The sequence below is a fragment of the Cupriavidus nantongensis genome (genome assembly GCF_041726985.1).
In the GTDB taxonomy this organism is placed as follows: Bacteria; Pseudomonadota; Gammaproteobacteria; order Burkholderiales; family Burkholderiaceae; genus Cupriavidus; species Cupriavidus nantongensis_A.
Map to the genome: position 1 here is coordinate 3,180,064 of NZ_CP168303.1, position 23,944 is coordinate 3,204,007.

Below are 23,944 nucleotides of genomic sequence, written 5' to 3' on the forward strand. Positions count from 1 at the left end.
ACGGCGCATGGAGTTGCTAGGTTTCTCGGCGAGCCAGGTACACTCGCTCGCCTCGCTCACCGAGGCGGGCAGCTTTCTGTCAGGCAATGCCGCATCGCTGTTCGTGTGGGCGGATTTTTCCACCGAAGAAGTCACCGCGGCGCCCGACGCCTGGCGCGAGCAGGTGCGCAAGCTTTCCGGCGCGCCCATCCTTGACCTACACCTGGCTGACGCCACCAACGCCTCGCATCCGTCGTACTTCGATACGACCCATGCGTACGACATGGTGATCTTCCGCAAGCTGACCTTCGAGACCAGCCGCGCCATTGCCGAGGCCGAGCCGCCGGATGCCGCCAGCGCCGCGAAGCCGGCCATGACCGACGCAGCGGCCCGCCAGAAGCGTCATGCGCCCGGCTTCCTGCCGGCGCTGGCCAAAATCGACACGCAGCCGGTCACGTTCTTCATGTTCGACACCGTGCTGGTGACGGTGCGCTCCGGGCCGTCGCGCACCATCGACCAGGTGCGCCAGCGCTTGCTCGAGCTGTGCCAGGCCCCGCGTCCACAAGCCGCGCCCGCGCGCGGCAACGGCCAGTCGCTGCTGCACGGCATCCGCCCGCCCAGCCGGCCCGAGGACCTGATGCTGCGGCTGCTCAACGCCATGGTCGACCGCTACCTGGAACTGCGCGCGCCGCTGACGCGCCAGCTCGACCGCTGGCAGCGCGCGCTGCTGAACTCGCGCCGCAGTTTCTCCAGCTGGGAAGGGCTGCTCGATGCGCGCATCCAGCTGCGCAAGCTGGAGCACCTGAGCGAGGAGCAGCGCGACGCGCTGCAGGAATTCCGCGACAGCCTGCTCGACAACCGCTACAGCAGCGACCAGCCCGGCGGCGCAGCCAATGCGCCAGGGCGCGACGAGGTGCTGCTGGTGCGCATCAACGACGTGATGGAGCATATCCAGCGGGTGCTGGCGCATGCGCGCCGGCTGGAGGATTCGATCGAATCGGCGGTGCAGATCCACTTCTCGGCGGTGGCGCACCGGACCAACCGCACCATGCGCGCGCTGACGCTGATCACGGCGCTGTTCATGCCGCTGACGCTGATCACCGGCGTGTTCGGCATGAACTTCGACCGCATGCCCTGGCTGCAGGAGCCGCAGGGCTTCTGGTGGTCGATCGGCCTGATGGGCGCGGTGGCGGTGGTACTGGCGGCGTTGTGGGGCGTGGCGCGGCAGCTGGAGCGCTAGCCGCAGGCCAGGGTACGCCCCGGGGTACGCTTCAGGTACGCGTGCGCGTACCGAACGCGCGCTCCAGGCTTTCCAGGAAGCGGTTGGCCGACTGGTAGCCGATCACGCGCACCGGGCGCTCGCGCCCGTCCGGGCCGAACAGGATGATGCCAGGCGGCCCGAACAGCCCGAAGCGCTTGAGCAGGGCCTTGTCGTCGGCATTGTTGGCGGTCACGTCCGCCTGCAGCAGCACGATCTCCGACAGCCGCGCGCGCACGCGCGGATCGACGAAGGTCATGCGCTCCATTTCCTTGCAGCTGACGCACCAGTCGGCATAGAAATCCAGCAGCACCGGCTTGCCCGCGGCGGCGGCCTGCGCCACGCGGGCGTCGAGTTCGGCCACGCTGCGCACGCGCTCGAAGCGCACCGCCTCCGCACTGCCGGCGCTTTCGCCGCCACTGCGCGCCACGCTCAGGTGCGACAGCGGCTGCAGCGGGTCCCGTCCGCCCGAAGCCACGCCGATCAACACGATCGCGGCGGCGATGGCAAACAGCACGCCCACGCCCTTGCCCACCCGCACCACGTTGCGCGGATCCGGCCCCAGCCCGTCGAAGGCGCCGAGAAACACCGCCGCCACCAGCAGCAGCGCCGCCAGCAGCAGCATCGTGGTCCACGCCGGCAGCACCGGCCCCAGCATCCACAGCGCCACGCCCAGCAGCAGGAAGCCGAAGAAGCGCTTGGTCACCTCCATCCAGCGACCGGCGCGCGGCAGCAGGTTGCCCGCACCCACGCCCACCAGCACCAGCGGCACGCCCATGCCAAGCGCCATCGCAAACAGGGCCGCGCCGCCGATCACCGCATCGCGGCTCTGCGCGATATAGGCCAGCGCGCCCGCCAGCGGCGCCGTCACGCAAGGCCCGACGATCAGCGCCGAGATCGCCCCCATCGCCGCGGCGCCGGCCACCTGCCCGCCCTGGCGGCGGTTGGACGATTCCGTCAGCCGGGTCTGCCAGCGCTGTGGCAGCTGCAGCTCGTACAGGCCGAACATCGACAGCGCCAGCGCCACCATCAGGGCCGCGAAGGCGCCCAGCACCCAGGGCGTCTGCAGCGCGGCCGACAGCCCCTCGCCGAGCAGGCCCGCGGCCACGCCGACCGCGGTGTACACCACCGCCATGCCCAGCACATAGGCCAGCGACACCAGCAACGCGCGGCCGCGCGTGACGTGCTCACCCACCACGATCGACGACAGGATCGGCACCATCGGCAGCACGCATGGGGTAAAGGTCAGCAGCAGGCCCAGGCCGAAGAACAGCGCGCCGATCAGGCCCAGATTGCGGCTGGCCAGCGCGCCGGCAATGCGGTCGCTGTCGTCGGCGCGCAGGGTCGCGGCCGAACCCGGTACTGCGGGAACCGCGGGCACCGGAACCGGCTCGGCCGCCGGGGCGTCGCTGCGGCCGCGCTTGCCGAACAGGTCGGCCAGCGCGCTGCCGCCCACCTTGTAAACGCTTTCCATCGGCGGATAGCACAGGCCCTTGTCGGCGCAGCCCTGCGAGGTCACCGTCAGCGTCCATTTGCCATCGGCTGGCGCGGCCTCGACCGGCACGCGGATGACCACGCTGTCGCGGTAGGTCTCCATCTCCTTGCCGAAGGTCTCGTCGAACTTGACCTTGCCCTGCGGGTAGGCCGGCGCGCCCAGCTTCACCCCGGCCGGCTGCGCAGCGAAGGCGAAGCGCTCGCGGTACATGTAGTAGCCGGGCGCGACCTCGAAGCGCACTTCGATGGTCTTGTCGTCAGGCTGGCTGGCGGCGAAGCGAAAGGCTTGCTCAGGCGGCAGGAAGTCGTCCTCGGTGGCGGCGTGGAGGCTGCCCGCCAGGCACAGCCAGGCCAGCGCTGCCAGCAGCGCTGCGGCAATATGCCGCGCCCATCCCTGCCCGGGCATGCCTGCCCGCCGTGCCAATCCGATGTTCATGAAGCCGATTCCTGTTTGCTTTGATCCTGGGATGCTGCCTGCGCGCCGGTGGTCTCGCTGCGCACCCATTGCAGGTAGGGCCCGTAGCCCGCTGATACGGGCCACGCGAGCAGCTCCGGCACGTCATAGGGGTGATGTTGCCGGATCACGGCCTCGAGCGCAGCGTAGCGCGCGCGCGTGGTCTTGATCAGCAGCGGCCATTCCTGCGCCTGCTCGAGCTTGCCCTGCCACCAGTACTCGGATTCGACCGGCGCCAGACGGTTCACGCAGGCAGCGGCACGCGCCTGCAGCACGGCCCGCGACAAGCGCGCCGCGGTATCCGCATCGGGCGCATTGGTGACGACGACGAGCACCTCGTCCGGACCAGCATTGTCGGTATGGCTTTGCATCGACACTCTCCCCGCGGCCGGCCACCGCCGACCCGCACAAAACAAAAGAGCCAGGCGGATGCCTGGCTCGATTGTAAGCGGTGTGCCCGGAACCGTCGCGCGACGGCAGCGGGCAGGAAACGCACTTATTCCGCGGCTTCTTCGGCCGGGGCTTCGGTGATTTCCGGACGATCCACCAGCTCGACCAGCGCCATCGGCGCGTTGTCGCCCTGACGGAAGCCGAACTTCAGGATGCGGGTGTAGCCGCCCGGACGGGCAGCGTAGCGCGGGCCCAGTTCGGTGAACAGCTTGGTGACCATGTCGCGGTCGCGCAGGCGGGCGAACGCCAGGCGGCGGTTGGCAACGGTGTCCTTCTTGGCCAGCGTGATCAGCGGCTCGACGACCTTGCGCAGTTCCTTGGCCTTGGGCACGGTGGTCTTGATCAGCTCGTGCTGGAACAGCGAGTTGGACATGTTGCGCAGCATCGCGAGACGGTGCGACGAGGTGCGGTTCAGTTTCCGCAGACCATGACGGTGACGCATGATGATTCCTTTCAGTTAAGTGTTTGACCAGCTCTTCTATCGTCCGATGCGGCTGGACGCGGGCCGGTAGTCATACATGCCCCGGCCGAAGCCGGGGCGGTTGCTGCGGTGCGGGACGGAGGCCCCGCGCCACGATTACTTCTCCAGACCTGCGGGCGGCCAGTTCTCGAGCTTCATGCCGAGGGTCAGGCCACGCGAGGCGAGGACTTCCTTGATCTCGTTGAGCGACTTGCGACCCAGGTTCGGGGTCTTGAGCAGTTCGTTCTCGGTACGCTGGATCAGGTCGCCGATGTAGTAGATGTTTTCGGCCTTCAGGCAGTTGGCCGAACGCACCGTCAGCTCCAGGTCGTCGACCGGGCGCAGCAGGATCGGGTCGATCTGCGGCGTGCGGCTCGAAGCGGCCTCGGCGGCCGACTCGGTGCCTTCCAGCGCGGCGAACACGGACAGCTGGTCGACCAGGATGCGGGCCGACTGGCGGATCGCTTCTTCGGGCGAGATCACGCCGTCGGTTTCGATGTTCATCACCAGCTTGTCGAGGTCGGTACGCTGCTCGACACGGGCGGATTCCACGGCGTACGACACGCGGCGCACCGGCGAGAACGAGGCGTCCAGCACGATGCGGCCGATGACCTTGCCGGATTCGTCGCCGAACTTGCGCACGTTGCCCGGCACATAGCCACGGCCCTGCTCGACCTTGATCTGCATGTCCAGCTTGCCGCCGGCCGACAGATGGGCGATCACGTGGTTCGGGTTGATGATCTCGACGTCGTGCGGCAGCTCGATATCGGCGGCGGTGACCACGCCTTCGCCATCCTTGCGCAGCGACACCGTGACTTCATCACGGTTGTGCAGCTTGAACACCACGCCCTTCAGGTTGAGCAGCAGGTTGACGACGTCTTCCTGCACGCCGTCGATGGTGGAATATTCGTGGACCACCCCAGCGATCGTGACTTCGGTCGGGGCATAACCGACCATCGACGACAGCAGCACGCGACGCAGGGCGTTACCGAGCGTATGGCCGTAGCCGCGCTCGAACGGCTCCATCACGACTTTGGCGTGATGGTCGCCCAGAGGCTCGACGGCGATGATTTTTGGCTTGAGGAGTGCTGTTTGCATTAGGTTGTCCTTTTCAATACCCTCGGCTCGTTACACCGATAAGGCTGACGTTTGGAACCTGGAAATCCCATCGTAACGATGGGCGAAGCCCGACGCGCGCGAAGCGCGTCGGGCTGAAGGAGAAGCTTTGCGACGAACGCAAGCTCTGGGCCGGATGCTCGCGGATTAACGCGAGTACAGTTCGACGATCAGGCTTTCGTTGATGTCGCCCGAGATATCGGCGCGATCCGGCACTTGCTTGAAGGTGCCTTCGAACTTCTTGGCATCCACGGCGACCCAGGTCGGGAAGCCCGACTGCTCGGCCAGCGACAGCGCTTCGGCGATACGGACCTGCTTCTTCGACTGCTCGCGGATGGTGATGACGTCGCCCGACTTGATCTGCGCCGACGGCACGTTCAGGGTCTGGCCGTTCACCAGGATCGCCTTGTGCGACACCAGCTGGCGCGCTTCAGCGCGGGTCGAGCCAAAGCCCATGCGGTACACCACGTTGTCCAGGCGCGATTCCAGCAGTTGCAGCAGGTTTTCGCCGGTGTTGCCCTTGCGGCGGTCGGCTTCGGCGAAGTAGCGGCGGAACTGGCGCTCGAGCACGCCGTAGATGCGCTTGACCTTCTGCTTTTCGCGCAGCTGGTTGCCGTAGTCGGAGGTGCGGGCACCCGAGGTGCGTCCATGCTGGCCCGGCTTGCTGTCCAGCTTGCACTTGTCGGCCAGCGAGCGGCGCGAGCTCTTCAGGAACAGGTCGGTGCCTTCACGGCGGGAAAGTTTGGCCTTCGGGCCGGTATAACGTGCCACGTTGTCTTCCTTTGATCGATCACGGCGCCTTCAGGACGCGCCGTGAGTCCGCCAACGCAGTGCTGCCGCGGTGCCTAGGCACGCGCCAGACCGTGACGGACGGTGGGCTTATTAAGCGCGCTCCGTTGCGGGAGGCGTCGCTGCAAGCATTTACCAATACGCCGGGACTGCAATGTGCCTCAAAAGACACTGCTCCGGCGCAAAACGAAAACCTGCCGCATTAAAATGCAGCAGGTCAACGCGCGATACTACCATATCCGAAACCGGCAGGTAAACCCGCCGGCTGCGGACACGTCAACGCATCAGATGCGGCGGCGCTTCGGCGGACGGCAGCCGTTGTGCGGAATCGGCGTGACGTCTTCGATGATCGCGATCTTGATGCCCAGCGCGTTCAGCGCGCGGACAGCCGATTCACGACCCGGGCCGGGGCCCTTGATGCGCACTTCCAGGTTCTTGATGCCCTGGTCTTGCGCCACGCGGCCGGCGTTCTCGGCAGCAACCTGGGCAGCGAACGGGGTCGACTTGCGCGAACCCTTGAAGCCCTGGCCACCGGCGGTCGCCCACGACAGGGCGTTGCCCTGGCGGTCGGTGATCGTGATGATGGTGTTGTTGAACGAGGCGTGGACGTGCGCAATGCCGTCGGCAACGTTCTTCTTGACCTTTTTACGCGCGCGAGCGGCGTTATTCGGACCTTTTGCCATTAGTTTCTTCCTCTGCCTTCGGCTTTACTTCTTCAGAGCCACGCCGGCCTTGCGCGGACCCTTGCGGGTACGGGCGTTGGTGCGCGTACGCTGGCCGCGCATCGGCAGGCCCTTGCGGTGACGCATGCCACGATAGCAACCAAGGTCCATCAGACGCTTGATGTTCATCGTGGTTTCACGACGCAGGTCACCCTCGACCGTGACCTTGCCCACTTCGTCACGAAGCTTTTCCAGGTCGGCGTCGGTCAGATCCTTGACCTTCTTGTCAAACGGTACACCGGTGGCCTCGCAAATCTTGCGAGCGCGCGAGCGGCCGACACCATAAATGGCCGTCAGGCCGATTTCGGTGTGCTTGTGGTTCGGGATGTTAACCCCTGCGATACGTGCCATTCGTCAATCCTCTTTCCGATTAGCCTTGGCGTTGCTTGTGGCGGGGATCCGACGAGCAGATCACGCGCACGACACCGTTGCGCTTGATGATTTTGCAGTTGCGGCAAATGCGCTTAACAGAAGCCAGCACTTTCATAATTTTCCTCTTTCCTTCAATTCCTGTTCGCTCACTTCGTCCGGAAGACGATTCGTGCGCGCGACAGATCATATGGGGTCAGCTCGACCGTCACCTTGTCACCCGGAAGGATCCGGATGTAGTTCATTCTCATCTTGCCGGAGATATGGCCCAGCACTACGTGGCCATTCTCCAGCTTGACTCGGAACGTCGCATTGGGCAGGTTTTCCAGGACCTCCCCCTGCATCTGGATGACGTCGTCTTTAGCCATACCTAGCCTGTACCGATCCGAAGTCAGCGCAAGGTCAGATTGCCCTTGAAATTCGCCTTCTTCAGCAGCGACTCATACTGCTGCGACATGACATAGGACTGAACCTGGGCCATGAAGTCCATCGTGACGACCACGATGATCAGCAGGGAGGTTCCGCCGAAATAGAACGGAACGTTCCAGCGCAGCACCAGGAATTCCGGCAACAGGCAGACCAGTGTGATGTAGATCGCACCAGCCAGCGTCAGACGCACCAGGATCTTGTCGATATAGCGCGTCGTCTGCTCGCCCGGACGAATGCCCGGAATGAAGGCACCGCTTTTCTTCAGGTTGTCTGCCACTTCACGGCTGTTGTACACCAGGGCCGTGTAGAAGAAGCAGAAAAATACAATCGCAGCAGCGTACAGCAGGATGTAGACCGGCTGGCCCGGCGACAGCGTGGCAGCCAGGTCCTTGATGAACCGGCCGACCGTACCCGTCGAGTCAGACGTAAACCAGCCCGCGATCGTCGCCGGGAACAGGATGATCGACGATGCGAAGATCGGCGGAATCACCCCTGCCATGTTCAGCTTCAGCGGCAGGTGCGACGACTGGCCGCCGTACACCTTGTTGCCGACCTGACGCTTGGCATAGTTCACCAGGATCTTGCGCTGGCCCCGCTCGACGAACACCACGGCGAAGGTCACACCGATCACGATCGCCACGATGAAGATCGCCGCGATGATGCTCATGGAACCCGTGCGGACCAGTTCGAACAGTCCGCCGATCGCATTGGGCAGGCCCGCCGCGATACCGCCGAAGATGATGATCGAGATGCCGTTGCCCAGACCGCGCTCGGTGATCTGCTCACCCAGCCACATCAGGAACATCGTGCCGGTCACCAGCGTGATCACCGCCGTGGCCCGGAACATCAGGCCCGGATCCAGCACCAGCCCGGGCTGCGACTCCAGCGCGACCGCAATCGACAGCGCCTGGAACGTGGCCAGAACCACGGTGCCGTAGCGCGTGTACTGCGTGATCTTGCGCTGCCCTGCCTGCCCTTCCTTCTTCAGCGACTCCAGCTGCGGCAGCACGATCGTCAGCAACTGCATGATGATCGACGCCGAGATGTACGGCATGATGCCGAGCGCGAAGACGGTAAAGCGCGACAGCGCCCCGCCCGAGAACAGGTTGAACATCCCGAGGATGCCACCCGACTGACTCTGGAAAAGCTTCGCAAGCTGCTCCGGATCGATACCGGGCACCGGAATATGAGCGCCGATGCGGTACACGATCAGGGCCAGCACCAGGAACATCAGCCGGCGCTTGAGGTCGCCGTACTTCGCCGTGTTCCTGGCTTGCGCGCTTGCATTGGGTTTCGCCGTGGCCAAACGATGCTCCGACTATGACTGCCTATGCTGCGATGAATGCTGCCGTATCAGGCTGCGATCTGGCCGCCGGCGGCTTCGATCGCGGCCTTGGCGCCAGCGGTGGCGCCCAGACCCTTGATCGTCACCTTGCGGGTCAGCTCGCCGGCCTTGATGACCTTGGCGCTCTTGACCAGGTCGCCGACCAGGCCAGCCTGCTTCAGGACCAGCAGGTCGACTTCGGCCGCTTCCAGGCGCTCGATGTCACGCAGCGTGACTTCGGCGGTGAACGCCTTGGTCAGCGAGGTGAAGCCGCGCTTCGGCAGGCGACGATACAGCGGCATCTGGCCGCCTTCGAAGCCCACCTTGTGGAAGCCGCCCGAACGCGACTTCTGACCCTTGTGACCGCGACCGGCGGTCTTGCCCAGGCCGGAGCCGATACCGCGGCCGACGCGACGCTTGGCGTGCTTCGAACCGGCAGCCGGTTTCAGGTTGTTCAGTTGCATCTTGCTCTCCAAGTCCCGATCAGGCCAGAACCTTGACCAGGTACGAGACCTTGTTGATCATGCCGCGCACGGCGGGCGTGTCCTGCAGCTCCGACACCGAGTTGATGCGGCGCAGGCCCAGGCCACGAACGGTGGCGCGATGATCCTCGCGCGTGCCGATCAGGCTGCGCACGAGTTGCACTTTTACGGTTTTCTGCGACATTGCGTTCACCTTAACCCAGGATGTCTTCGACCGACTTGCCACGCTTGGCGGCGATTTCGCCCGGCGTGCTCATCTTCTGAAGGCCGTCCAGCGTGGCGCGAACCATGTTGTACGGGTTGGTGGAGCCGTGCGACTTGGTCACCACGTTGGTGACACCCATCACTTCGAAGATCGCGCGCATCGGGCCGCCGGCGATCACGCCGGTACCTTCCTTGGCGGGCATCATCAGCACCTTGGCGGCGCCGTGCTTGCCAACGACTTCGTGTTGCAGCGTGCCGTTCTTCAGCGAGACCTTGACCATCTTGCGACGGGCTTCGTCCATTGCCTTCTGAACGGCGACCGGCACTTCCTTGGCCTTGCCCTTGCCCATGCCGATGCGGCCATCGCCGTCACCAACCACGGTCAGCGCAGCGAAACCGAGAATCCGGCCACCCTTCACCACCTTGGTGACACGGTTGACCGAGATCATCTTCTCGCGGAGGCCGTCGTCGCGTTCGTCCTGTTGGACTTTTGCTTGCATCTTTGCCATGACGTATCTCTCTCTATGCGCTTAGAACTTCAGGCCAGCTTCGCGGGCGGCGTCTGCCAGGGCCTTCACGCGGCCATGGAAACGGAAGCCGGCGCGATCGAAGGCCACGGTTTCCACGCCGGCAGCCTTCGCCTTCTCGGCGATGCGCTTGCCCACGACGGTAGCGGCAGCGGCGGTAGCGCCCTTGCCTTCCAGTTCCTTGCGCACTTCTGCCTCGACGGTCGAAGCCGAAGCCAGCACCTTGGTGCCGCACTCGGAGAAGACCTGGGCGTAAATGTTCGAATTCGTACGGAACACGGTCAGACGATTGACTTTCATCTCCGCGATCTTGGCGCGGGTCTGACGTGCACGGCGCAAACGAGCGTCTTTCTTGTTCATCATTGCACCCCTTACTTCTTCTTGGTTTCCTTCAGGATGACGCGCTCGTCGCTGTAACGCACACCCTTGCCCTTGTAGGGCTCGGGCGGACGGTACGCGCGGACTTCCGCGGCAACCTGACCGACTTTCTGCTTGTCCGCACCCTTGATCAGGATTTCGGTCTGCGTCGGCGTTTCGGCCTTCACGCCTTCCGGCATCTCATGGATCACGTCGTGCGAGAAACCAAGCTGGAGCTTCAGCGCAGTGCCTTGCAGCTGGGCACGATAGCCCACGCCGACGAGGTTCAGCTTGCGCTCGAAACCGGTGGTCACGCCCTTGACCATGTTCGCCGCCAGGGCGCGCATGGTGCCTTGCAGGGCGTTTGCTTCACGCGACTCGTCAGCCGGCGAGAAGGTCAGCGTGTCGTTCTCGACATTGACCTTGACCAGGCTGTGAATCGGCTGGGACAGCGTACCCAGCGGGCCCTTCACGGAGAGCACGCCAGCTGCCACGTTCACTTCCGCGCCCTTGGGGAGCGCGATGGGAGCCTTACCTACACGGGACATGGTTCTCTCCTTAAGCGACGTAGCAGAGAACTTCGCCGCCCACGCCGGTGGCGCGAGCCTTGCGGTCGGTCATCAGACCCTGCGGGGTCGAGATGATCGCCACACCGAGGCCGTTCATCACTTGCGGAATGTCGCTGCGGCCCTTGTACACGCGCAGGCCGGGCTTCGAGACGCGCTCGATGCGCTCGATCACCGGACGGCCGGCGTAGTACTTGAGACCGATGCTCAGTTGTGCCTTGCCGCCATCTTCCTGGACGGCGTAGTCGTCGATATAGCCTTCGTCCTTCAGGACCTTGGCGATTGCCACTTTCAGCTTCGACGACGGCATGACAACCGACGCTTTCTGCACGCCCTGGGCGTTGCGGATGCGCGTCAGCATATCGGCGATAGGATCGCTCATGCTCATACTGTTTCTCCTGTAGCCTGTGCGTAATTACCAGCTGGCTTTCGTCAGACCCGGGATTTCGCCCTTGAAGGCGATTTCGCGGATCTTGTTACGCGCCAGGCCAAACTTGCGGAAGGTACCGCGGGGACGACCGGTGATCGCGCAGCGGTTGCGCTGGCGGGTCGGGTTCGCGTTGCGCGGGAGCTGTTGCAGCTCGAGACGCGCGCTGTAACGCTCTTCTTCCGACTTTTCTTGGTCGTCGATAATGGCCTTGAGGTTGGCGCGCTTGGCGGCATACTTTGCCACCAGCTTGGCGCGCTTCTTCTCACGTTCAATCAGAGCCAGTTTAGCCACGGTTACCCCTTAATTGCGGAACGGGAACTTGAACGCACCGAGGAGGGCCTTGGCTTCCTCGTCGTTCTTTGCCGTCGTCGTGATGCTGATGTTCAGACCACGCAGTGCGTCGATCTTGTCGTACTCGATTTCGGGGAAAATGATCTGCTCTTTCACACCGATGTTGTAGTTGCCACGACCGTCGAACGACCGGCCCGACACACCACGGAAGTCACGCACGCGCGGCAGGGCCACGGTGACGAAACGATCGAGGAATTCGAACATGCGCTCGCCGCGCAGGGTCACCATCGCACCGATGGGGTAGCCCTGGCGGATCTTGAAGCCGGCGATGGCCTTCTTGGCCTTCGTCACGACCGGCTTCTGACCGGCGATCTTGGTCAGGTCGCCCACGGCGTTTTCAATGATCTTCTTGTCATTGATGGCTTCGCCAAGACCCATGTTCAGGGTGATCTTGGTGATGCGCGGCACTTCCATGACCGACTTGTAGCCGAACTGCTCGATCAGCTTCGGCACAACCTGTTCTTTGTAAAACTCTTGCAGACGTGCTGCCATGCTCAACTCCTATACGTGCCCAGAATCAAGCTGCCACGACGGCGCCGGTGGTCTTCAGCACGCGCACCCGCTTGCCGTCTTCCACCTTGATGCCGACGCGCGACGGCTTGCCATTGGCATCCACGAGCGCAACGTTGGAAATATGCAGCGGCATGACCTTGTCGACCACACCACCGGTAGTGCCCAGCATCGGGTTCGGGCGGGCATGCTTCTTGGCGATGTTCACGCCTTGCACCGCAACCTTGTCGCCGAGAACGGCTTGCACGGTACCGCGCTTGCCCTTGTCCTTGCCGGTCAGCACGATGACTTCGTCGCCTTTGCGAATCTTGTTCATGGCGGCTCCTTACAGCACTTCCGGAGCGAGCGACACGATCTTCATGAAGCGCTCGGTACGGAGTTCACGAGTCACCGGCCCGAAGATACGGGTGCCGATCGGCTCGAGCTTGTTGTTCAGCAGGACGGCGGCGTTGCCGTCGAACTTGATCAGCGAACCGTCAGCGCGGCGCACGCCCTTGGCGGTACGCACGACGACGGCGTTGTAGATGTCGCCCTTCTTGACGCGACCGCGCGGCGCTGCGTCCTTGACGGTCACCTTGATGATGTCGCCAACGCTTGCGTAGCGGCGCTTGGAGCCACCCAGCACCTTGATGCACAGCACTTCGCGCGCACCAGTGTTATCGGCCACTTCGAGCCGGCTTTCTGTCTGAATCATGGTGTTTGTCTTCCCAACTTAATCCGCCAGGTGCGATAGCGCCCGTCGGTCAGTCTTGGTCCCGTCGGTTCCGGCCTTGCGCCAGCACCGTATGGGTTGATCAACTTTGAAGTCGGTAGGAGCCCGGCAATTTCCGACTGAAAACATCGGAGCCGCCTGGCCCTGGCTCGCTCAACAGGCCCGCCCGGGTGGTACAGCTAAGGCGAACGCAATAAAGCGGAAGTCCAGGATTATAGCTACATAATCCTGGACTTGCAAGTCAAGCTAAGAACGTGTTGTTCTTAGATGACGCGTGCAGCCTCTACCAGCCGGGAAACCACCCAGGACTTGGTCCGCGACAGCGGACGGCCTTCCTGGATTTCGACCTTGTCGCCTTCCTTGTACTGGTTGGCTTCGTCGTGCGCGTGGTACTTCTTGGAACGCAGCACGTACTTGCCGTACAGGGGATGCTTGACGCGGTTTTCCACCAAGACCGTAACGGTCTTGTCCATCTTGTCGCTCACGACACGGCCGACCAGGGTGCGGCGAAGCGACTTTTCCGTTTGTGCAGCTTCAGTCATTTCGCGTTCGCCTTTTCAGTCAGCACGGTTTGCACGCGCGCGATGTCCTTGCGAACCTTCTTCAGCTGGCTGGTGTTCTGCAGCTGTTGGGTTGCCTTTTGCATGCGCAGGCTAAATTGGGCCTTCAGCAGCTCGGAGAGCTCCTGGTTCAGGCCTGCGGCGTCCTTGCCGCGAAGTTCGGATGCTTTCATCCCTGCTCTCCTTACGTCCCGACCTGGCGCACCACGAAATTGGTGGCGATCGGCAGCTTGGCAGCCGCGAGGCGGAACGCCTCACGTGCCAGGTCTTCGCTCACACCGTCCATTTCGTACAGCATCTTGCCCGGCTGGATTTCAGCCACGTAGTACTCCGGATTGCCCTTGCCGTTACCCATACGGACTTCGGCGGGCTTCTTCGAGATCGGCTTGTCCGGGAAAATCCGGATCCAGATGCGGCCGCCACGCTTGATGTGGCGGGTCATCGCACGACGTGCCGACTCGATCTGACGAGCCGTCAGGCGGCCACGGCCCATGGCCTTCAGGCCGAATTCGCCGAAAGACACGGCGTTACCACGGGTAGCCTTACCCGTGTTGCGGCCTTTCTGCTCCTTGCGGTATTTTCTGCGCTTAGGTTGCAGCATCGTTATTCTCCACTCTTCGCATCTGCGCCAGGCGCAGCGCGGCGGCCGGCACCGGCACCGCCGCGGCGGTTGCCACCCGGACGGCCTTCGCCTTCACGGCGGCGGCCTTCCGGACGACCCGGGCGACGACGACGGTCGTCTTGCGGCTCTTCCACCACCGGCGCGTCATTGCGGCCGAGGTGATCCCCCTTGTAGACCCACACCTTGACACCGATGATGCCGTAGGTGGTTTCTGCTTCGGAGAAGCCGTAGTCGATGTCGGCGCGCAGGGTGTGCAGGGGCACGCGGCCTTCGCGGTACCACTCGGTACGTGCGATTTCGATACCGTTCAGACGGCCGGCGCTCATGATCTTGATACCCTGGGCGCCCAGGCGCATCGCGTTCTGCATGGCGCGCTTCATGGCGCGGCGGAACATGATGCGGCGCTCGAGCTGCTGGGTGATCGAATCGGCGATCAGCTGAGCATCGGTTTCCGGCTTGCGGATTTCCTCGATGTTCACGTGCACGGGCACGCCCATGCGACGCTGCAGTTCGGCCTTCAGCAGTTCGATGTCCTCACCCTTCTTGCCGATCACCACGCCCGGACGCGAGCTGTAAATGGTGATGCGGGCATTGCGGGCGGGGCGCTCGATCACGACGCGGCCAACCGATGCGTTCTTGAGCTTCTTCTTCAGGAAGTCGCGAACTTCGATGTCTTCCTTCAGCATGCCGGCGAACTTCGTGTTGCTGGCGTACCAGCGCGAAGCCCAGTTACGGCTGACAGCCAGACGGAAGCCAGTCGGATGAATCTTCTGTCCCATCGTGACTCCTTAGTTGCCGAGCGTCACAGTGATGTGACAGGTTTGTTTCTCGATGCGGTTGCCGCGGCCCTTTGCCCGTGCCGTGAAGCGCTTGAGCGAGGTTGCCTTGTCGACGAAGATCGATTTGACCTTCAGTTCGTCGATGTCGGCGCCTTCGTTGTGCTCGGCGTTGGCGATGGCCGATTCGACCACCTTCTTCACGATCCCGGCAGCCTTTTTCGGGCTGAACGTCAGGACGTTGAGCGCGCGCTCGATCGGCAGACCACGGATCTGGTCAGCGACCAGGCGCGTCTTCTGGGCGGAGATGCGGGCACCGCGATGAATCGCTTTCACTTCCATGATGGCACCTTACCTCTTCGCTTTCTTGTCAGCCGCGTGGCCCTTGAACGTGCGGGTAATCGCAAATTCGCCGAGCTTGTGGCCAACCATGTTTTCCGTAACGTACACCGGCACGTGTTGACGGCCGTTGTGGACGGCGATCGTCAGGCCGATGAACTCCGGCAGAATGGTCGAGCGGCGCGACCACGTCTTGATGGGCTTCTTGTCCTTGCCGCTCGTTGCAACTTCCACCTTCTTCAGCAGGTGGGCGTCGCAGAACGGACCCTTTTTAGCGGAACGAGTCATATCTTTAGCTCCTACCTACCGATTAACGCTTGTGGCGCTTCTGGACGATCATGCTGTCCGTGCGCTTGTTGCTGCGGGTACGGTAACCCTTGGTCGGGGTACCCCAGGGCGACACCGGATCGCGACCAGCAGCGGTCTTGCCCTCACCACCACCGTGCGGGTGGTCGACCGGGTTCATCACGACACCACGGACCGTCGGGCGAATACCGCGCCAGCGGGTCGCACCGGCCTTGCCGATGACGCGCAGGCTGTGCTCTTCGTTGCCCACTTCACCAACGGTGGCGCGGCACTCGATGTGCACGCGGCGCACTTCGCCGGAGCGCAGGCGAACCTGGGCGTACAGGCCTTCGCGGGCCAGCAGCACGGCGGAGCCGCCTGCGGCGCGTGCGATCTGGGCGCCCTTGCCCGGCAGCATTTCCACGTTGTTGATCGTGGTACCGACCGGAATGTTGCGGATCGGCAGGTTGTTACCGGCCTTGATCGGCGCTTCCGAGCCGTTCAGCAGCTGCTGGCCGGCAACCATGCCCTTGGTGGCGATGATGTAGCGGCGCTCGCCGTCGGCGAACACGACCAGCGCGATGTTGGCGCTGCGGTTCGGATCGTATTCCAGGCGCTCGACCTTGGCGGGGATGCCGTCCTTGTCGTTGCGCTTGAAGTCGACCACGCGGTAGTGGTGCTTATGACCACCGCCCTTGTGGCGGGTGGTGATATGACCATTGTTGTTACGGCCCGACTTCTGGAATTGCTTTTCCAGCAGCGGCGCGTACGGGGTGCCCTTGTGAAGGTCCTTGTTGACCACCTTCACCATCGAGCGACGACCCGGGGAAGTCGGCTTGGTCTTGACGAGTGCCATGATTACTTGGCCTCCGCTTCAAAATTGATTTCCTGACCCGGCTTCAGCGACACGTAAGCTTTCTTCACGTGGTTGCGACGGCCCATGAAACGGCCGAAGCGCTTCTGCTTGCCCTTCTGGTTCAGGATCTGAACGGACTGCACCTCGACCTTGAACAGCAGTTCGACGGCCGCCTTCACTTCTGCCTTGTTGGCATCGCGGGCCACTTCGAACACGACCTGTTCATTCTTGTCGGCGACCAGGGTTGCCTTTTCGGAAACCACCGGCGCGAGCAGCACCTGCATCAAACGATGATCGTTCTTGGCTACTTGCGTCATTTCAGCAACTCCTCGATCTGCGCGACGGCTGCCTTGGTCACCAGCACCTTCTTGTAGTGCACGAGCGACAGCGGATCAGCCTGGCGCGGCTCGACAACTGCCACGTGCGGCAGGTTGCGCGAAGCCAGGTAGAGGTTTTCGTCGAGGCTGTCGGTGATGATCAGCACCGAGTCCAGGCCCATGGCCTTGAACTTGTCGGCCAAGAGCTTGGTCTTGGGCGCGTCGACAGTGAAACCGTCCACCACGTTGATACGACCTTCACGTGCGAGCTGCGAGTAAATCGAGCGCATGCCGGCACGGAACATCTTCTTGTTGACCTTCTGGCTGAAGTTCTCTTCCGGCGAATTCGGGAAGATACGGCCGCCCCCGCGCCACAGCGGCGAGGAAGACATACCGGCACGAGCACGGCCCGTACCCTTCTGGCGCCACGGCTTCTTGGTCGTGTGCTTGACCTCTTCACGATCCTTCTGCTTGCGGTTACCGCTGCGCGCGTTGGCCTGGTAAGCGACGACGATCTGGTGAACGAGGGCTTCGTTGTAGTCACGGCCGAACACTTCGGGCGACGCGTCAACGCCGGCGCCGATCTGGCCATTGTCCTGGAGGAGCTTGAGTTCCATTACATGCGCTCCTTAAGCTTTGGCTTTGGCCTTGACGGCCGGGGTAACGATGACCTTGCCGTTCTTGGAGCCGGGAATGGCGCCCTTGACCAGCAGCAGCTTGCGCTCTGCATCGATCTTGGCGATCTCCAGGTTCTGCACGGTGCGGGTGACATCGCCCAGGTGACCGGTCATGCGCTTGCCCGGGAACACGCGGCCCGGATCCTGCGCCATACCGATCGAGCCCGGCACGTTGTGCGAGCGCGAGTTACCGTGGGTGGCACGGCCGGAGGCGAAGTGGTAGCGCTTGATGGTACCGGCGTAGCCCTTACCGATGGTCACGCCCTGCACGTCGATCTTCTGACCGACTTCGAACAGGTCGACCGACAGCGAACCGCCAGCTTGCAGTTCGGCAGCCTTGGCTGCGTCGATACGGAATTCACGGATGATTTCGCCGGCTTCCACGCCGGCTTTGGCGAGGTGACCCGCCAGCGGCTTGGTGACGCGGCTTGCGCGTCGTGCGCCGAAGGTGACTTGAACCGCGGTGTAACCGTCGGTCTCGTCCGTCTTGATTTGCGTCACGCGGTTGTCGCCGACCTCGACCACGGTCACGGGAATCGCTTCACCGTCGTCCGTGAAAATACGGGTCATGCCAACCTTGCGACCTACAAGGCCAAGGCTCATGGTTTGCTCCATTCCCAGCTGCGATTGGCCGGGGCTGATTGATACACGAAAACTGTGCTTGCGCTTGTGCGCGGATGGACTTGCGCTAAACAAGACTGCGCGCGGCCAAAATGGCCAGCCCACTACCCGAGGAAACGGGTAGCCTTACACTATATCGCAGCAGTTTGGAAAGGGCAATATGAATTGCGGATTTGCCCGCAACGTTGTAGGCACGGATGGCGCAGCAGTGACGCTTGCGCTGCCTGGCTGTGGTGCCGGGACGACGGGCCGCTATCGGAGCGGCCCATCAGGCACACCAAAAGGCAGGTCAGGCCGCGATGCGGACGAAGTCGCCGCCATAGAAAACCAGCGGCTCGCCCTCCCCTGCCGTGAACGCTCCGACGGCGCCGACGATCAGCAAATGGTCGCCCACCGGATCGGCGCGCTCGACCCGGCATGACAGCGTCGCCAGCGCCTCGTCCAGGTAAGGCACGCCGTGCGGGCAGCGGCGATGGCCAACGCCGGCGAACTTGTCCGGCGACGGCGTGGCAAAGCGGCGCGCCAGTTCGCCGTGGCCGGCGCGCAGGATGCTGACGCCGAACGGCGCGCCCGGTGCGAACAGGCCTGCATTGGGCGAATGCCTGGCCAGGCTCCACAGAATCAATGGCGGCGCCAGCGACAGCGACGCGAACGAGTTGACGGTGATGCCGACCGGCCGCCGCTGCGGCGTACAGGCACCGATGACCGCCACGCCGGTCGCGTAGCGGCCGCAAACCCGACGCAGTTCGCGCGGATCGAGCGAGGGGGTGGCATGGCTGGTGGTGCCCATGTCAGGCGGCCTGCGGCAGGTGGTGGTCGATCAGCTGATGGCAGGCCTGCGGATCCATCCACCAGGGGAAGTAGTCCGGCGGATTATCAAAGCCGTTGGCGATGCGGGCCGCCAGCGCAGGCGACTGCCCCGCCGCGCCCAATAGCGCCAGGATGTGAGGCGGCGGCGGGGTCAGCAGCGAGTTGGTCCAGGCCACCACATCGCCGGCGTAGTGCCAGTACTGCTCAAAGGTGCGTGCCATCCAGTCCTGGTCGAAGGGTTGGTCCCCGCGCGCCAGGATGGCATCGAGATACACCTTGCAGCATTTGGCAGCATTGTTCGAACCCTGGCCGGTGATCGGATCATTGACCACCACGGCATCGGCCATGCCGAATACCAGCCGTCCCGACGGCAGCGTCAGCACCGGCTTGCGCACCGTCGGCGCGAAGCGGCCCGACAGGATGCCGCTATCGTCGGTCAGCGCCACATGCTCGCAGCGCTCGGCCTCCCACGGCGCATAGGTGCGCAGGATGCGCAGGCTTTCCGCCAGGTGCTGTTCGGGCGTGCGCGCCTCGGCCCAGCGGTCCATCGGACCGCCCGGAATACCCTCGAATACCATGATCTCGCACGGCCCCGACAGCGTCAGCGCCGGAAAGACGAAGTACTCGCCCGCACCCGGAATCAGGTTGAAGCAAACCCGCGAGAACGGCTCGCGCGGCAGCATGCCGGTCACATAGGTCAGCGCCAGCGCGCGCTGCGGCCGGTCGAACGGGCTGCGCGACGCATCGCGCTCGAAGCGGCTGACGATCTCGCCCTTGCCGGCGGCCAGCAGCACCAGGTCATGCTCGCGCGTCAGTGCCTCCAGTTCGTCGATGCCGACATCGACGATGCGCAGGTCGCCGCCGCGCGCAACAAATGCCTCCATCCACGCGGGCATCTTCAGCCGCTGGTCGACCGCCTGCGCCGGCCGGTCCAGCGGTGCGGCCCAGTCGATGACCCTGGCGCCGGGCTGCTCGGGATGCGGCACGGCGATGCCGATGCCCTGCACCGGCGGACAGGCATCGTCCCACCAGTTCAGCCCGATCTCGCGTTCGGTCTGCAGCGCGCGGTCGAACATGCACTGGCTGGACATGACCTTGCCGGCGCGGACCTGCTCCGGCGTGCGGTTGGACAGCAGCGTGACGCGGTAGCCGTGGGCCTGCAGCCCGAGGGCCATTTGCAGGCCCGACTGGCCCGCTCCGACGATGGCGATGCGTTGGGACATAGGTGGTCTCCTGAAGGGTCGTTGCGAGGCGTTCAGCCTGCCAGCTTGCCGATGGCGGGCACGTTCTGCTCCGGACCCATGGCGGCGTAGCCGCCGTCGACGGCATAGTCGGCGCCGGTGACGAAGCTGGCGTGGTCGGAGCAGAGGAACAGCACCACCTGCGCCACTTCGTCCGGCTCGCCGACGCGGCCGAGCAGGTGGAACGGCGCAGCCACCGCATCGGTGCGGGCGCGATTGCCGCCGCTGACCTCGTCCATCAAGCGGCACCACGTCCAGCCGGGCGAAACCGAGTTCACCCGGATCCGGTCGGGCGCCAGGTCCATCGCCATGCTGCGCGTCAGCTGCGCGATGGCGGCTTTCGACACCGGATAAAGCCAGCGACCGGTCTGCGCCACGTTGGCGGAAATGCTGGTGAAATTGACGATGGCGCCGCCGCCGCGCACGCGCATATGCGGATGCACCGCCTGCGCCAGCATCACGCCCGAGACTACGTTGACGTCTAGCGCCGCCAGCCAGTCGGCGCGGTTCGAGCGGAAGCCGTCGTCGAGATAGGTGCAGGCGAGGTTGACCAGGAAATCGACGCCGCCGAAGCGCTGCGCGACCTGGCCGACCGCGTCGCGGACCTGCCCGTCCTGCGTGATGTCGGCCGCGATGAAGAGCGCGTCCTTGCCCAACTCCGCGGCGACGCGCTCGCCGTTGGCGGCGTCGATATCGAAGATCGCCACGCGCGCGCCGGCCTCGATGAAGGCCCGTGCGACGCCCGCGCCGATCAGCGTGGCGCCGCCGGTGACGATGGCCACCTTGTCCTGCAATCCCTTCATGGTTGTCTCCTTGCTTGTCGCCGGTTCGGTCCCCGGTGTCCGGTCCGGGGCAGGCCTCTGCGGGCCTGCTCCCGTTCAGTGGTGCTGGCTTACTTGCCTTCGCTCTGCTGCCAGCGCGCCATCAGCGTGTTCGACGGCAGGGTCTCGTCCAGCAGCTTGCGCGCGGTCTCCACGCCTGCCACCGGCAAACCCGCGGGATCCAGCTTGCCGATCTGCACCAGCACGCTGGCCTGATCCCAGTAGATATGCTCGTGGTACAGCTTGTTGCCGCGGAACTTGACGATGGCGATCAGCGGGATCTCCACGCGCTTGCCGGTGGGTGGCACGCCCGGCAGCATCCAGTCGATCTCGCTGGTGTGGGTGAAGCAGAACAGCAGCTCATCAACGATCTGCGAGGCGCCGACCGTGCGCGACAGCGGGATCAGCGTCGTGTCCGGCGGATTGCTGTGCACGAAGTGGTGCTGGTAGAAGCGCCGCAGCTGCGCATGGCCGACGCCGCCGGTCATGGTCGGGATATGGTTCACATAGGGCTGCGCCACCATCGTCGCCATGGTCGCGTCGACATCGCGGGAGGCGAATTCATACTCGCAGTGCTTGTCCCACAGCGCCGAAAAGTCGTAGTGCGGGCCCATCTCGCGGCGCAGCGCGGCGATCGAGCGCTGATGCGCCATCAGCGCCGAAGGCTTGTCGAAATGCTCGCCGCCGGCCCGGGCAAAGGCATGGTCGACGCCGGCATAGACGTACACCTCGATGTGGTCCCGGCCAGCCAGCGCTTCGCGGATCGCCGCCTGCGCCTGCGGCGGGCAGAAGCCGTCCTGCTCCGCGATATGCAGCACCAGGCGGCCACGTACGTTGGCGGCCTCCCCCAGCGCATGCTCGATGCCGACGCCGTAGTACGCCACCGCGCAGGCCACGTCGGGCAACCGGCAGGCCGCCAGGTAGGCCAGCTTGCCGCCCAGGCAGAAGCCCAGCACGCCGGTCTGGCCGATGCATTCGGGGCGCGCGCGCAACGTCTCCAGCGCCGCGCCCACATCCTGCACGCCCTTCGCTTCGTCGAACTGCTGATAGAGGCCGAGCGCGCGCTGGAAGTCTTCGCCGCGGTCGGTCAGCTCGATGCCCGGTGCGATGCGCCAGAACAGGTCGGGCACCAGCACCGTGTAGCCTTCCTCGGCGTAGTAATCGGCCACCTGGCGCATGGTGGCATTGACGCCGAAGATCTCCTGGCACAGCACGATGCCGGGGCCCTTGCCCGTCGCCGGTGTGGCGAGATAGCCGCTGAAACTGCCGTCGGGGTTCTGGATCTGGATGGTCTGGCCCATGGCCTGCGCTCCTTGTCGTTCTCTGTTGGCTGACAGCTGGTGGAGGGTGCGCTGCCGTGCTGGATCCCATGATGGTGGCTCCGCACCGCAGCAAGCTAGCCGCTGGCTGCAGCGGCTATCCGATTAGTGCAGGAAAGTCAGGCTTCGGTCAACGCAAGGCCGGGGTCGTGCGGGTCGATCCGCTATAGTGGTTGCGTGGACCATGCTGCGCGCATGGCGCCCCGGCTCGCCGCCGTGGACGCCAGCCAGCGCCGCGGCCACGCCAGAGGAGCGAGACCATGTTGCAGCTGCCCCCGACTGCCCGCGCGCCGGCGCCGCTGGCGCATGCCCTGCTACACGATGCCGGGCGGCAGGTGTTCGCCTCGACCGACCTCGGGCAGACGCGCGCGGCGGTGGGCAAGGTCTTCAAGCCTCACCGGCTCGATATCCGCGGGGCCAGCCTGTCGGCCCGCATGCACCATGCCCCGCTGGGCGCGGTGTCGCTGAACCGCCTCGCCTACGGCGCCGATGTCACCATCGACCCGGGCCCGCTCGGAGACTTCCTGCTGGTGCAGATGCCGCTCAGCGGCCACGCCGAGATCCGTTGCGGCGCGCAGCAGATCGTGTCGACGCCGGACTGGGCGTCCGTGCTGACGCCCAGCGACCCGCTGCTGATGCGCTGGAGCGCGGACAACGACCAGCTGATCGTACGCATCGAACGCAGCGCGCTGGAGCGCGTGTGCGCCGCCTATCTCGGGCATCGCCCGGACCCGCCGCTGCGCTTCCAGCTCGGCATGGACTGGCGCAGCGCCGGCTGGTATGCATTGATGGAGTATCTGGCACAGATGCTGGCGGCGGCGCCGGCAGCGGCACGCCATCCGCTGACGGCATGCCAGCTCGAGCAACTGGTGATCGGCGCACTGCTGACGCTGCAGCCGCACAGCCTGTCGGAGGCGCTGCAGCGGCACGGCAAGCCGCTGGCGCCGCGCCATGTGAAAGTGGTCGAGGAGTATATCCACGCCCATGCCGCCGCCGCGCTGACGCCGGCGCTGCTGGCGGAGATCGCGGGTGTCAGCCTGCGCAGCCTGTATGCGGGGTTCCGCGAGCATCGCGGGCTGAGCCCGATGGCCTACCTGCGCACGGTCCGGCTGGACCGGGTACGGCACGACCTGCTCAACGATGCGGCGCTGTCGTCAGTGACCGGCGCCGCGCTGCGCTGGGGCTTTACCCACCTGGGGCGCTTCAGCGCCGAGTACCGGCGCGCGTTCGGCGAGTGCCCGGCCGAGACGCTGCGCCGGCGCGGCAGCGTGTAAGCGCCTGGGGGGCGTCGCCGTGCGACGCGCCACCAAACAAAAACGGCGAACCGAGGTTCGCCGTTTTGCTGCATCAAGCCGCGCGGGCGGCCCGAAACATCGTTACACCTTGATCTCGACGTCCACGCCTGCCGGCAGGTCGAGCTTCATCAGCGCGTCAACCGTCTTGTCGGTCGGGTCGACGATGTCCATCAGGCGCTGGTGGGTGCGGATCTCGAACTGATCGCGGCTGGTCTTGTTGACGTGCGGCGAACGCAGGATGTCGAAGCGCTGGATGCGGGTCGGCAGGGGCACCGGGCCCTTGACGATCGCGCCGGTACGCTTGGCGGTATCCACGATTTCGGCGGCCGACTGGTCGATCAGGCGATAGTCGAAAGCCTTCAGGCGGATACGGATCTTCTGGTTCTGCATGATATTTCCTTAAAAGAGCGATTGGGCAAGCT

37 protein-coding genes are annotated in these 23,944 nt (G+C 64.5%); 2 read left to right on the forward strand and 35 right to left on the reverse strand.

The window, feature by feature from the left end:
• The first annotated feature begins 7 nt into the window (after positions 1–7).
• A complete protein-coding gene (locus tag ACEI37_RS25955; protein ID WP_373378716.1) occupies positions 8–1,219 on the forward strand; it encodes a magnesium transporter CorA family protein in 1,212 nt (403 codons plus the stop codon).
• Positions 1,220–1,250: 31 nt separating this feature from the next.
• Here the strand turns inward: ACEI37_RS25955 and dsbD are convergent, their stop codons facing one another.
• The 34 genes from dsbD to ACEI37_RS26125 form a co-directional block, all read right to left on the reverse strand.
• The gene (gene dsbD, locus ACEI37_RS25960) at positions 1,251–3,167 is read right to left on the reverse strand and encodes a protein-disulfide reductase DsbD (RefSeq protein ID WP_373378717.1); all 1,917 of its coding nucleotides are present in this window, start codon (positions 3,165–3,167) and stop codon (positions 1,251–1,253) included.
• Complete coding sequence (gene cutA / locus ACEI37_RS25965) at positions 3,164–3,556, reverse strand: divalent-cation tolerance protein CutA (RefSeq protein WP_373378718.1); 393 nt, start codon at positions 3,554–3,556, stop codon at positions 3,164–3,166. The genes dsbD and cutA overlap by 4 nt, the downstream gene beginning before the upstream one ends.
• Positions 3,557–3,681: 125 nt before the next feature.
• Positions 3,682–4,077 (reverse strand): 50S ribosomal protein L17, encoded by a 396-nt coding sequence (gene rplQ, locus ACEI37_RS25970; RefSeq protein WP_373378719.1) that lies wholly within the window; start codon positions 4,075–4,077, stop codon positions 3,682–3,684.
• A 135-nt stretch (positions 4,078–4,212) separates the two neighbouring features.
• Positions 4,213–5,193 (reverse strand): DNA-directed RNA polymerase subunit alpha, encoded by a 981-nt coding sequence (locus ACEI37_RS25975; protein ID WP_010812374.1) that lies wholly within the window; start codon positions 5,191–5,193, stop codon positions 4,213–4,215.
• A 165-nt stretch (positions 5,194–5,358) separates the two neighbouring features.
• The gene (gene rpsD / locus ACEI37_RS25980) at positions 5,359–5,982 is read right to left on the reverse strand and encodes a 30S ribosomal protein S4 (RefSeq protein WP_012354133.1); all 624 of its coding nucleotides are present in this window, start codon (positions 5,980–5,982) and stop codon (positions 5,359–5,361) included.
• Between the two features lie 302 nt (positions 5,983–6,284).
• The gene (rpsK, locus tag ACEI37_RS25985; protein WP_010812376.1) at positions 6,285–6,683 is read right to left on the reverse strand and encodes a 30S ribosomal protein S11; all 399 of its coding nucleotides are present in this window, start codon (positions 6,681–6,683) and stop codon (positions 6,285–6,287) included.
• A 24-nt stretch (positions 6,684–6,707) separates the two neighbouring features.
• Positions 6,708–7,073 (reverse strand): 30S ribosomal protein S13, encoded by a 366-nt coding sequence (rpsM, locus tag ACEI37_RS25990; RefSeq protein WP_010812377.1) that lies wholly within the window; start codon positions 7,071–7,073, stop codon positions 6,708–6,710.
• 19 nt (positions 7,074–7,092) lie between these two features.
• Entirely contained in the window at positions 7,093–7,209 is a 117-nt protein-coding gene (gene rpmJ, locus ACEI37_RS25995) for a 50S ribosomal protein L36 (protein ID WP_008642959.1), read from the reverse strand.
• Positions 7,210–7,240: 31 nt separating this feature from the next.
• Complete coding sequence (gene infA, locus ACEI37_RS26000) at positions 7,241–7,459, reverse strand: translation initiation factor IF-1 (RefSeq protein ID WP_010812378.1); 219 nt, start codon at positions 7,457–7,459, stop codon at positions 7,241–7,243.
• Positions 7,460–7,482: 23 nt separating this feature from the next.
• Positions 7,483–8,826 (reverse strand): preprotein translocase subunit SecY, encoded by a 1,344-nt coding sequence (gene secY, locus ACEI37_RS26005; RefSeq protein WP_062801963.1) that lies wholly within the window; start codon positions 8,824–8,826, stop codon positions 7,483–7,485.
• A gap of 47 nt (positions 8,827–8,873) precedes the next feature.
• Positions 8,874–9,308 (reverse strand): 50S ribosomal protein L15, encoded by a 435-nt coding sequence (gene rplO / locus ACEI37_RS26010; protein WP_012354135.1) that lies wholly within the window; start codon positions 9,306–9,308, stop codon positions 8,874–8,876.
• Between the two features lie 19 nt (positions 9,309–9,327).
• Positions 9,328–9,510 carry a 50S ribosomal protein L30 gene (gene rpmD / locus ACEI37_RS26015; protein WP_010812381.1) on the reverse strand — a complete coding sequence of 61 codons (183 nt, stop codon included), beginning with the start codon at positions 9,508–9,510 and terminating at the stop codon, positions 9,328–9,330.
• A 10-nt stretch (positions 9,511–9,520) separates the two neighbouring features.
• Positions 9,521–10,039, reverse strand: a complete 519-nt coding sequence (gene rpsE / locus ACEI37_RS26020; protein WP_006160449.1) for a 30S ribosomal protein S5 — start codon at positions 10,037–10,039, stop codon at positions 9,521–9,523.
• Positions 10,040–10,060: 21 nt separating this feature from the next.
• Entirely contained in the window at positions 10,061–10,417 is a 357-nt protein-coding gene (rplR, locus tag ACEI37_RS26025; protein ID WP_062802262.1) for a 50S ribosomal protein L18, read from the reverse strand.
• An 11-nt stretch (positions 10,418–10,428) separates the two neighbouring features.
• Complete coding sequence (rplF, locus tag ACEI37_RS26030; RefSeq protein ID WP_062801964.1) at positions 10,429–10,962, reverse strand: 50S ribosomal protein L6; 534 nt, start codon at positions 10,960–10,962, stop codon at positions 10,429–10,431.
• Between the two features lie 10 nt (positions 10,963–10,972).
• Positions 10,973–11,368, reverse strand: a complete 396-nt coding sequence (gene rpsH / locus ACEI37_RS26035) for a 30S ribosomal protein S8 (protein WP_010812384.1) — start codon at positions 11,366–11,368, stop codon at positions 10,973–10,975.
• Between the two features lie 27 nt (positions 11,369–11,395).
• Positions 11,396–11,701 (reverse strand): 30S ribosomal protein S14, encoded by a 306-nt coding sequence (gene rpsN / locus ACEI37_RS26040; RefSeq protein ID WP_010812385.1) that lies wholly within the window; start codon positions 11,699–11,701, stop codon positions 11,396–11,398.
• Between the two features lie 9 nt (positions 11,702–11,710).
• On the reverse strand, positions 11,711–12,253 hold the full coding sequence (rplE, locus tag ACEI37_RS26045; RefSeq protein WP_010812386.1) for a 50S ribosomal protein L5: 543 nt from the start codon (positions 12,251–12,253) through the stop codon (positions 11,711–11,713).
• A gap of 25 nt (positions 12,254–12,278) precedes the next feature.
• Complete coding sequence (rplX, locus tag ACEI37_RS26050) at positions 12,279–12,587, reverse strand: 50S ribosomal protein L24 (protein ID WP_010812387.1); 309 nt, start codon at positions 12,585–12,587, stop codon at positions 12,279–12,281.
• Positions 12,588–12,596: 9 nt separating this feature from the next.
• A complete protein-coding gene (gene rplN, locus ACEI37_RS26055; RefSeq protein ID WP_010812388.1) occupies positions 12,597–12,965 on the reverse strand; it encodes a 50S ribosomal protein L14 in 369 nt (122 codons plus the stop codon).
• A 281-nt stretch (positions 12,966–13,246) separates the two neighbouring features.
• Positions 13,247–13,525 carry a 30S ribosomal protein S17 gene (rpsQ, locus tag ACEI37_RS26060; RefSeq protein WP_010812389.1) on the reverse strand — a complete coding sequence of 93 codons (279 nt, stop codon included), beginning with the start codon at positions 13,523–13,525 and terminating at the stop codon, positions 13,247–13,249.
• A complete protein-coding gene (gene rpmC / locus ACEI37_RS26065) occupies positions 13,522–13,716 on the reverse strand; it encodes a 50S ribosomal protein L29 (RefSeq protein WP_008642937.1) in 195 nt (64 codons plus the stop codon). Before rpmC ends, rpsQ begins: the two co-directional genes overlap by 4 nt.
• Positions 13,717–13,727: 11 nt before the next feature.
• Positions 13,728–14,144, reverse strand: coding sequence for a 50S ribosomal protein L16 (gene rplP, locus ACEI37_RS26070; RefSeq protein WP_010812391.1), 417 nt, complete (start codon positions 14,142–14,144; stop codon positions 13,728–13,730).
• A gap of 2 nt (positions 14,145–14,146) precedes the next feature.
• Complete coding sequence (gene rpsC / locus ACEI37_RS26075) at positions 14,147–14,944, reverse strand: 30S ribosomal protein S3 (RefSeq protein ID WP_010812392.1); 798 nt, start codon at positions 14,942–14,944, stop codon at positions 14,147–14,149.
• 9 nt (positions 14,945–14,953) lie between these two features.
• A complete protein-coding gene (gene rplV / locus ACEI37_RS26080) occupies positions 14,954–15,283 on the reverse strand; it encodes a 50S ribosomal protein L22 (RefSeq protein ID WP_010812393.1) in 330 nt (109 codons plus the stop codon).
• Positions 15,284–15,292: 9 nt separating this feature from the next.
• Positions 15,293–15,568, reverse strand: a complete 276-nt coding sequence (gene rpsS, locus ACEI37_RS26085; RefSeq protein WP_012354138.1) for a 30S ribosomal protein S19 — start codon at positions 15,566–15,568, stop codon at positions 15,293–15,295.
• Positions 15,569–15,590: 22 nt separating this feature from the next.
• Positions 15,591–16,421 carry a 50S ribosomal protein L2 gene (gene rplB / locus ACEI37_RS26090; RefSeq protein WP_012354139.1) on the reverse strand — a complete coding sequence of 277 codons (831 nt, stop codon included), beginning with the start codon at positions 16,419–16,421 and terminating at the stop codon, positions 15,591–15,593.
• Positions 16,422–16,423: 2 nt separating this feature from the next.
• Complete coding sequence (gene rplW, locus ACEI37_RS26095; protein WP_006576245.1) at positions 16,424–16,738, reverse strand: 50S ribosomal protein L23; 315 nt, start codon at positions 16,736–16,738, stop codon at positions 16,424–16,426.
• Positions 16,735–17,355 carry a 50S ribosomal protein L4 gene (gene rplD / locus ACEI37_RS26100; RefSeq protein WP_022536862.1) on the reverse strand — a complete coding sequence of 207 codons (621 nt, stop codon included), beginning with the start codon at positions 17,353–17,355 and terminating at the stop codon, positions 16,735–16,737. Before rplD ends, rplW begins: the two co-directional genes overlap by 4 nt.
• A gap of 12 nt (positions 17,356–17,367) precedes the next feature.
• Positions 17,368–18,018: a 50S ribosomal protein L3 gene (rplC, locus tag ACEI37_RS26105; RefSeq protein WP_010812397.1), complete on the reverse strand. Its 651-nt coding sequence runs from the start codon at positions 18,016–18,018 to the stop codon at positions 17,368–17,370.
• Between the two features lie 307 nt (positions 18,019–18,325).
• Positions 18,326–18,826, reverse strand: coding sequence for a flavin reductase family protein (locus ACEI37_RS26110; RefSeq protein WP_373378720.1), 501 nt, complete (start codon positions 18,824–18,826; stop codon positions 18,326–18,328).
• Between the two features lies 1 nt (position 18,827).
• Positions 18,828–20,069: a styrene monooxygenase/indole monooxygenase family protein gene (locus tag ACEI37_RS26115; protein WP_373378721.1), complete on the reverse strand. Its 1,242-nt coding sequence runs from the start codon at positions 20,067–20,069 to the stop codon at positions 18,828–18,830.
• A gap of 32 nt (positions 20,070–20,101) precedes the next feature.
• The gene (locus ACEI37_RS26120; protein WP_373378722.1) at positions 20,102–20,890 is read right to left on the reverse strand and encodes an SDR family oxidoreductase; all 789 of its coding nucleotides are present in this window, start codon (positions 20,888–20,890) and stop codon (positions 20,102–20,104) included.
• A gap of 89 nt (positions 20,891–20,979) precedes the next feature.
• Complete coding sequence (locus tag ACEI37_RS26125) at positions 20,980–22,209, reverse strand: dienelactone hydrolase family protein (RefSeq protein ID WP_373378723.1); 1,230 nt, start codon at positions 22,207–22,209, stop codon at positions 20,980–20,982.
• Between the two features lie 278 nt (positions 22,210–22,487).
• Here ACEI37_RS26125 and ACEI37_RS26130 point away from each other — a divergent pair, with 278 nt between their 5' ends.
• A complete protein-coding gene (locus ACEI37_RS26130) occupies positions 22,488–23,501 on the forward strand; it encodes an AraC family transcriptional regulator (RefSeq protein WP_373378724.1) in 1,014 nt (337 codons plus the stop codon).
• Positions 23,502–23,603: 102 nt separating this feature from the next.
• On the opposite strand, the gene rpsJ is transcribed toward ACEI37_RS26130, so the two are convergent.
• Positions 23,604–23,912: a 30S ribosomal protein S10 gene (rpsJ, locus tag ACEI37_RS26135; protein ID WP_006160488.1), complete on the reverse strand. Its 309-nt coding sequence runs from the start codon at positions 23,910–23,912 to the stop codon at positions 23,604–23,606.
• Positions 23,913–23,944 lie beyond the last annotated feature (32 nt).

Excerpts from the sequence above, each read along its gene's own strand:
- rpsE (WP_006160449.1), bottom strand. The coding sequence starts at position 10,039 with ATGGCAAAGATGCAAGCAAAAGTCCAACAGGACGAACGCGACGACGGC.
- rplX (WP_010812387.1), bottom strand. The coding sequence starts at position 12,587 with ATGAACAAGATTCGCAAAGGCGACGAAGTCATCGTGCTGACCGGCAAG.
- rplF (WP_062801964.1), bottom strand. The coding sequence starts at position 10,962 with ATGTCCCGTGTAGGTAAGGCTCCCATCGCGCTCCCCAAGGGCGCGGAA.
- ACEI37_RS26110 (WP_373378720.1), bottom strand. The coding sequence starts at position 18,826 with ATGGGCACCACCAGCCATGCCACCCCCTCGCTCGATCCGCGCGAACTG.
- rplO (WP_012354135.1), bottom strand. The coding sequence starts at position 9,308 with ATGCAACTGAACAACCTGAAACCGGCTGCCGGTTCGAAGCACGCCAAG.
- rpsJ (WP_006160488.1), bottom strand. The coding sequence starts at position 23,912 with ATGCAGAACCAGAAGATCCGTATCCGCCTGAAGGCTTTCGACTATCGC.
- cutA (WP_373378718.1), bottom strand. The coding sequence starts at position 3,556 with ATGCAAAGCCATACCGACAATGCTGGTCCGGACGAGGTGCTCGTCGTC.
- ACEI37_RS26115 (WP_373378721.1), bottom strand. The coding sequence starts at position 20,069 with ATGTCCCAACGCATCGCCATCGTCGGAGCGGGCCAGTCGGGCCTGCAA.
- rplQ (WP_373378719.1), bottom strand. The coding sequence starts at position 4,077 with ATGCGTCACCGTCATGGTCTGCGGAAACTGAACCGCACCTCGTCGCAC.
- ACEI37_RS26125 (WP_373378723.1), bottom strand. The coding sequence starts at position 22,209 with ATGGGCCAGACCATCCAGATCCAGAACCCCGACGGCAGTTTCAGCGGC.
- rplB (WP_012354139.1), bottom strand. The coding sequence starts at position 16,421 with ATGGCACTCGTCAAGACCAAGCCGACTTCCCCGGGTCGTCGCTCGATG.
- rpmD (WP_010812381.1), bottom strand. The coding sequence starts at position 9,510 with ATGTCGCAGAAAACCGTAAAAGTGCAACTCGTGCGCAGCCTGATCGGC.
- rpsH (WP_010812384.1), bottom strand. The coding sequence starts at position 11,368 with ATGAGCATGAGCGATCCTATCGCCGATATGCTGACGCGCATCCGCAAC.
- ACEI37_RS26120 (WP_373378722.1), bottom strand. The coding sequence starts at position 20,890 with ATGAAGGGATTGCAGGACAAGGTGGCCATCGTCACCGGCGGCGCCACG.
- rplV (WP_010812393.1), bottom strand. The coding sequence starts at position 15,283 with ATGGAAGTGAAAGCGATTCATCGCGGTGCCCGCATCTCCGCCCAGAAG.
- rpsQ (WP_010812389.1), bottom strand. The coding sequence starts at position 13,525 with ATGACTGAAGCTGCACAAACGGAAAAGTCGCTTCGCCGCACCCTGGTC.
- rpsM (WP_010812377.1), bottom strand. The coding sequence starts at position 7,073 with ATGGCACGTATCGCAGGGGTTAACATCCCGAACCACAAGCACACCGAA.
- rpsK (WP_010812376.1), bottom strand. The coding sequence starts at position 6,683 with ATGGCAAAAGGTCCGAATAACGCCGCTCGCGCGCGTAAAAAGGTCAAG.
- rpmJ (WP_008642959.1), bottom strand. The coding sequence starts at position 7,209 with ATGAAAGTGCTGGCTTCTGTTAAGCGCATTTGCCGCAACTGCAAAATC.
- rplW (WP_006576245.1), bottom strand. The coding sequence starts at position 16,738 with ATGACGCAAGTAGCCAAGAACGATCATCGTTTGATGCAGGTGCTGCTC.
- dsbD (WP_373378717.1), bottom strand. The coding sequence starts at position 3,167 with ATGAACATCGGATTGGCACGGCGGGCAGGCATGCCCGGGCAGGGATGG.
- rplE (WP_010812386.1), bottom strand. The coding sequence starts at position 12,253 with ATGGCAGCACGTCTGCAAGAGTTTTACAAAGAACAGGTTGTGCCGAAG.
- infA (WP_010812378.1), bottom strand. The coding sequence starts at position 7,459 with ATGGCTAAAGACGACGTCATCCAGATGCAGGGGGAGGTCCTGGAAAAC.
- ACEI37_RS25955 (WP_373378716.1), top strand. The coding sequence starts at position 8 with ATGGAGTTGCTAGGTTTCTCGGCGAGCCAGGTACACTCGCTCGCCTCG.
- rplD (WP_022536862.1), bottom strand. The coding sequence starts at position 17,355 with ATGGAACTCAAGCTCCTCCAGGACAATGGCCAGATCGGCGCCGGCGTT.
- rpsC (WP_010812392.1), bottom strand. The coding sequence starts at position 14,944 with ATGGGACAGAAGATTCATCCGACTGGCTTCCGTCTGGCTGTCAGCCGT.
- rplP (WP_010812391.1), bottom strand. The coding sequence starts at position 14,144 with ATGCTGCAACCTAAGCGCAGAAAATACCGCAAGGAGCAGAAAGGCCGC.
- ACEI37_RS25975 (WP_010812374.1), bottom strand. The coding sequence starts at position 5,193 with ATGCAAACAGCACTCCTCAAGCCAAAAATCATCGCCGTCGAGCCTCTG.
- rplN (WP_010812388.1), bottom strand. The coding sequence starts at position 12,965 with ATGATTCAGACAGAAAGCCGGCTCGAAGTGGCCGATAACACTGGTGCG.
- rplC (WP_010812397.1), bottom strand. The coding sequence starts at position 18,018 with ATGAGCCTTGGCCTTGTAGGTCGCAAGGTTGGCATGACCCGTATTTTC.
- rplR (WP_062802262.1), bottom strand. The coding sequence starts at position 10,417 with ATGAACAAGAAAGACGCTCGTTTGCGCCGTGCACGTCAGACCCGCGCC.
- rpmC (WP_008642937.1), bottom strand. The coding sequence starts at position 13,716 with ATGAAAGCATCCGAACTTCGCGGCAAGGACGCCGCAGGCCTGAACCAG.
- ACEI37_RS26130 (WP_373378724.1), top strand. The coding sequence starts at position 22,488 with ATGTTGCAGCTGCCCCCGACTGCCCGCGCGCCGGCGCCGCTGGCGCAT.
- rpsS (WP_012354138.1), bottom strand. The coding sequence starts at position 15,568 with ATGACTCGTTCCGCTAAAAAGGGTCCGTTCTGCGACGCCCACCTGCTG.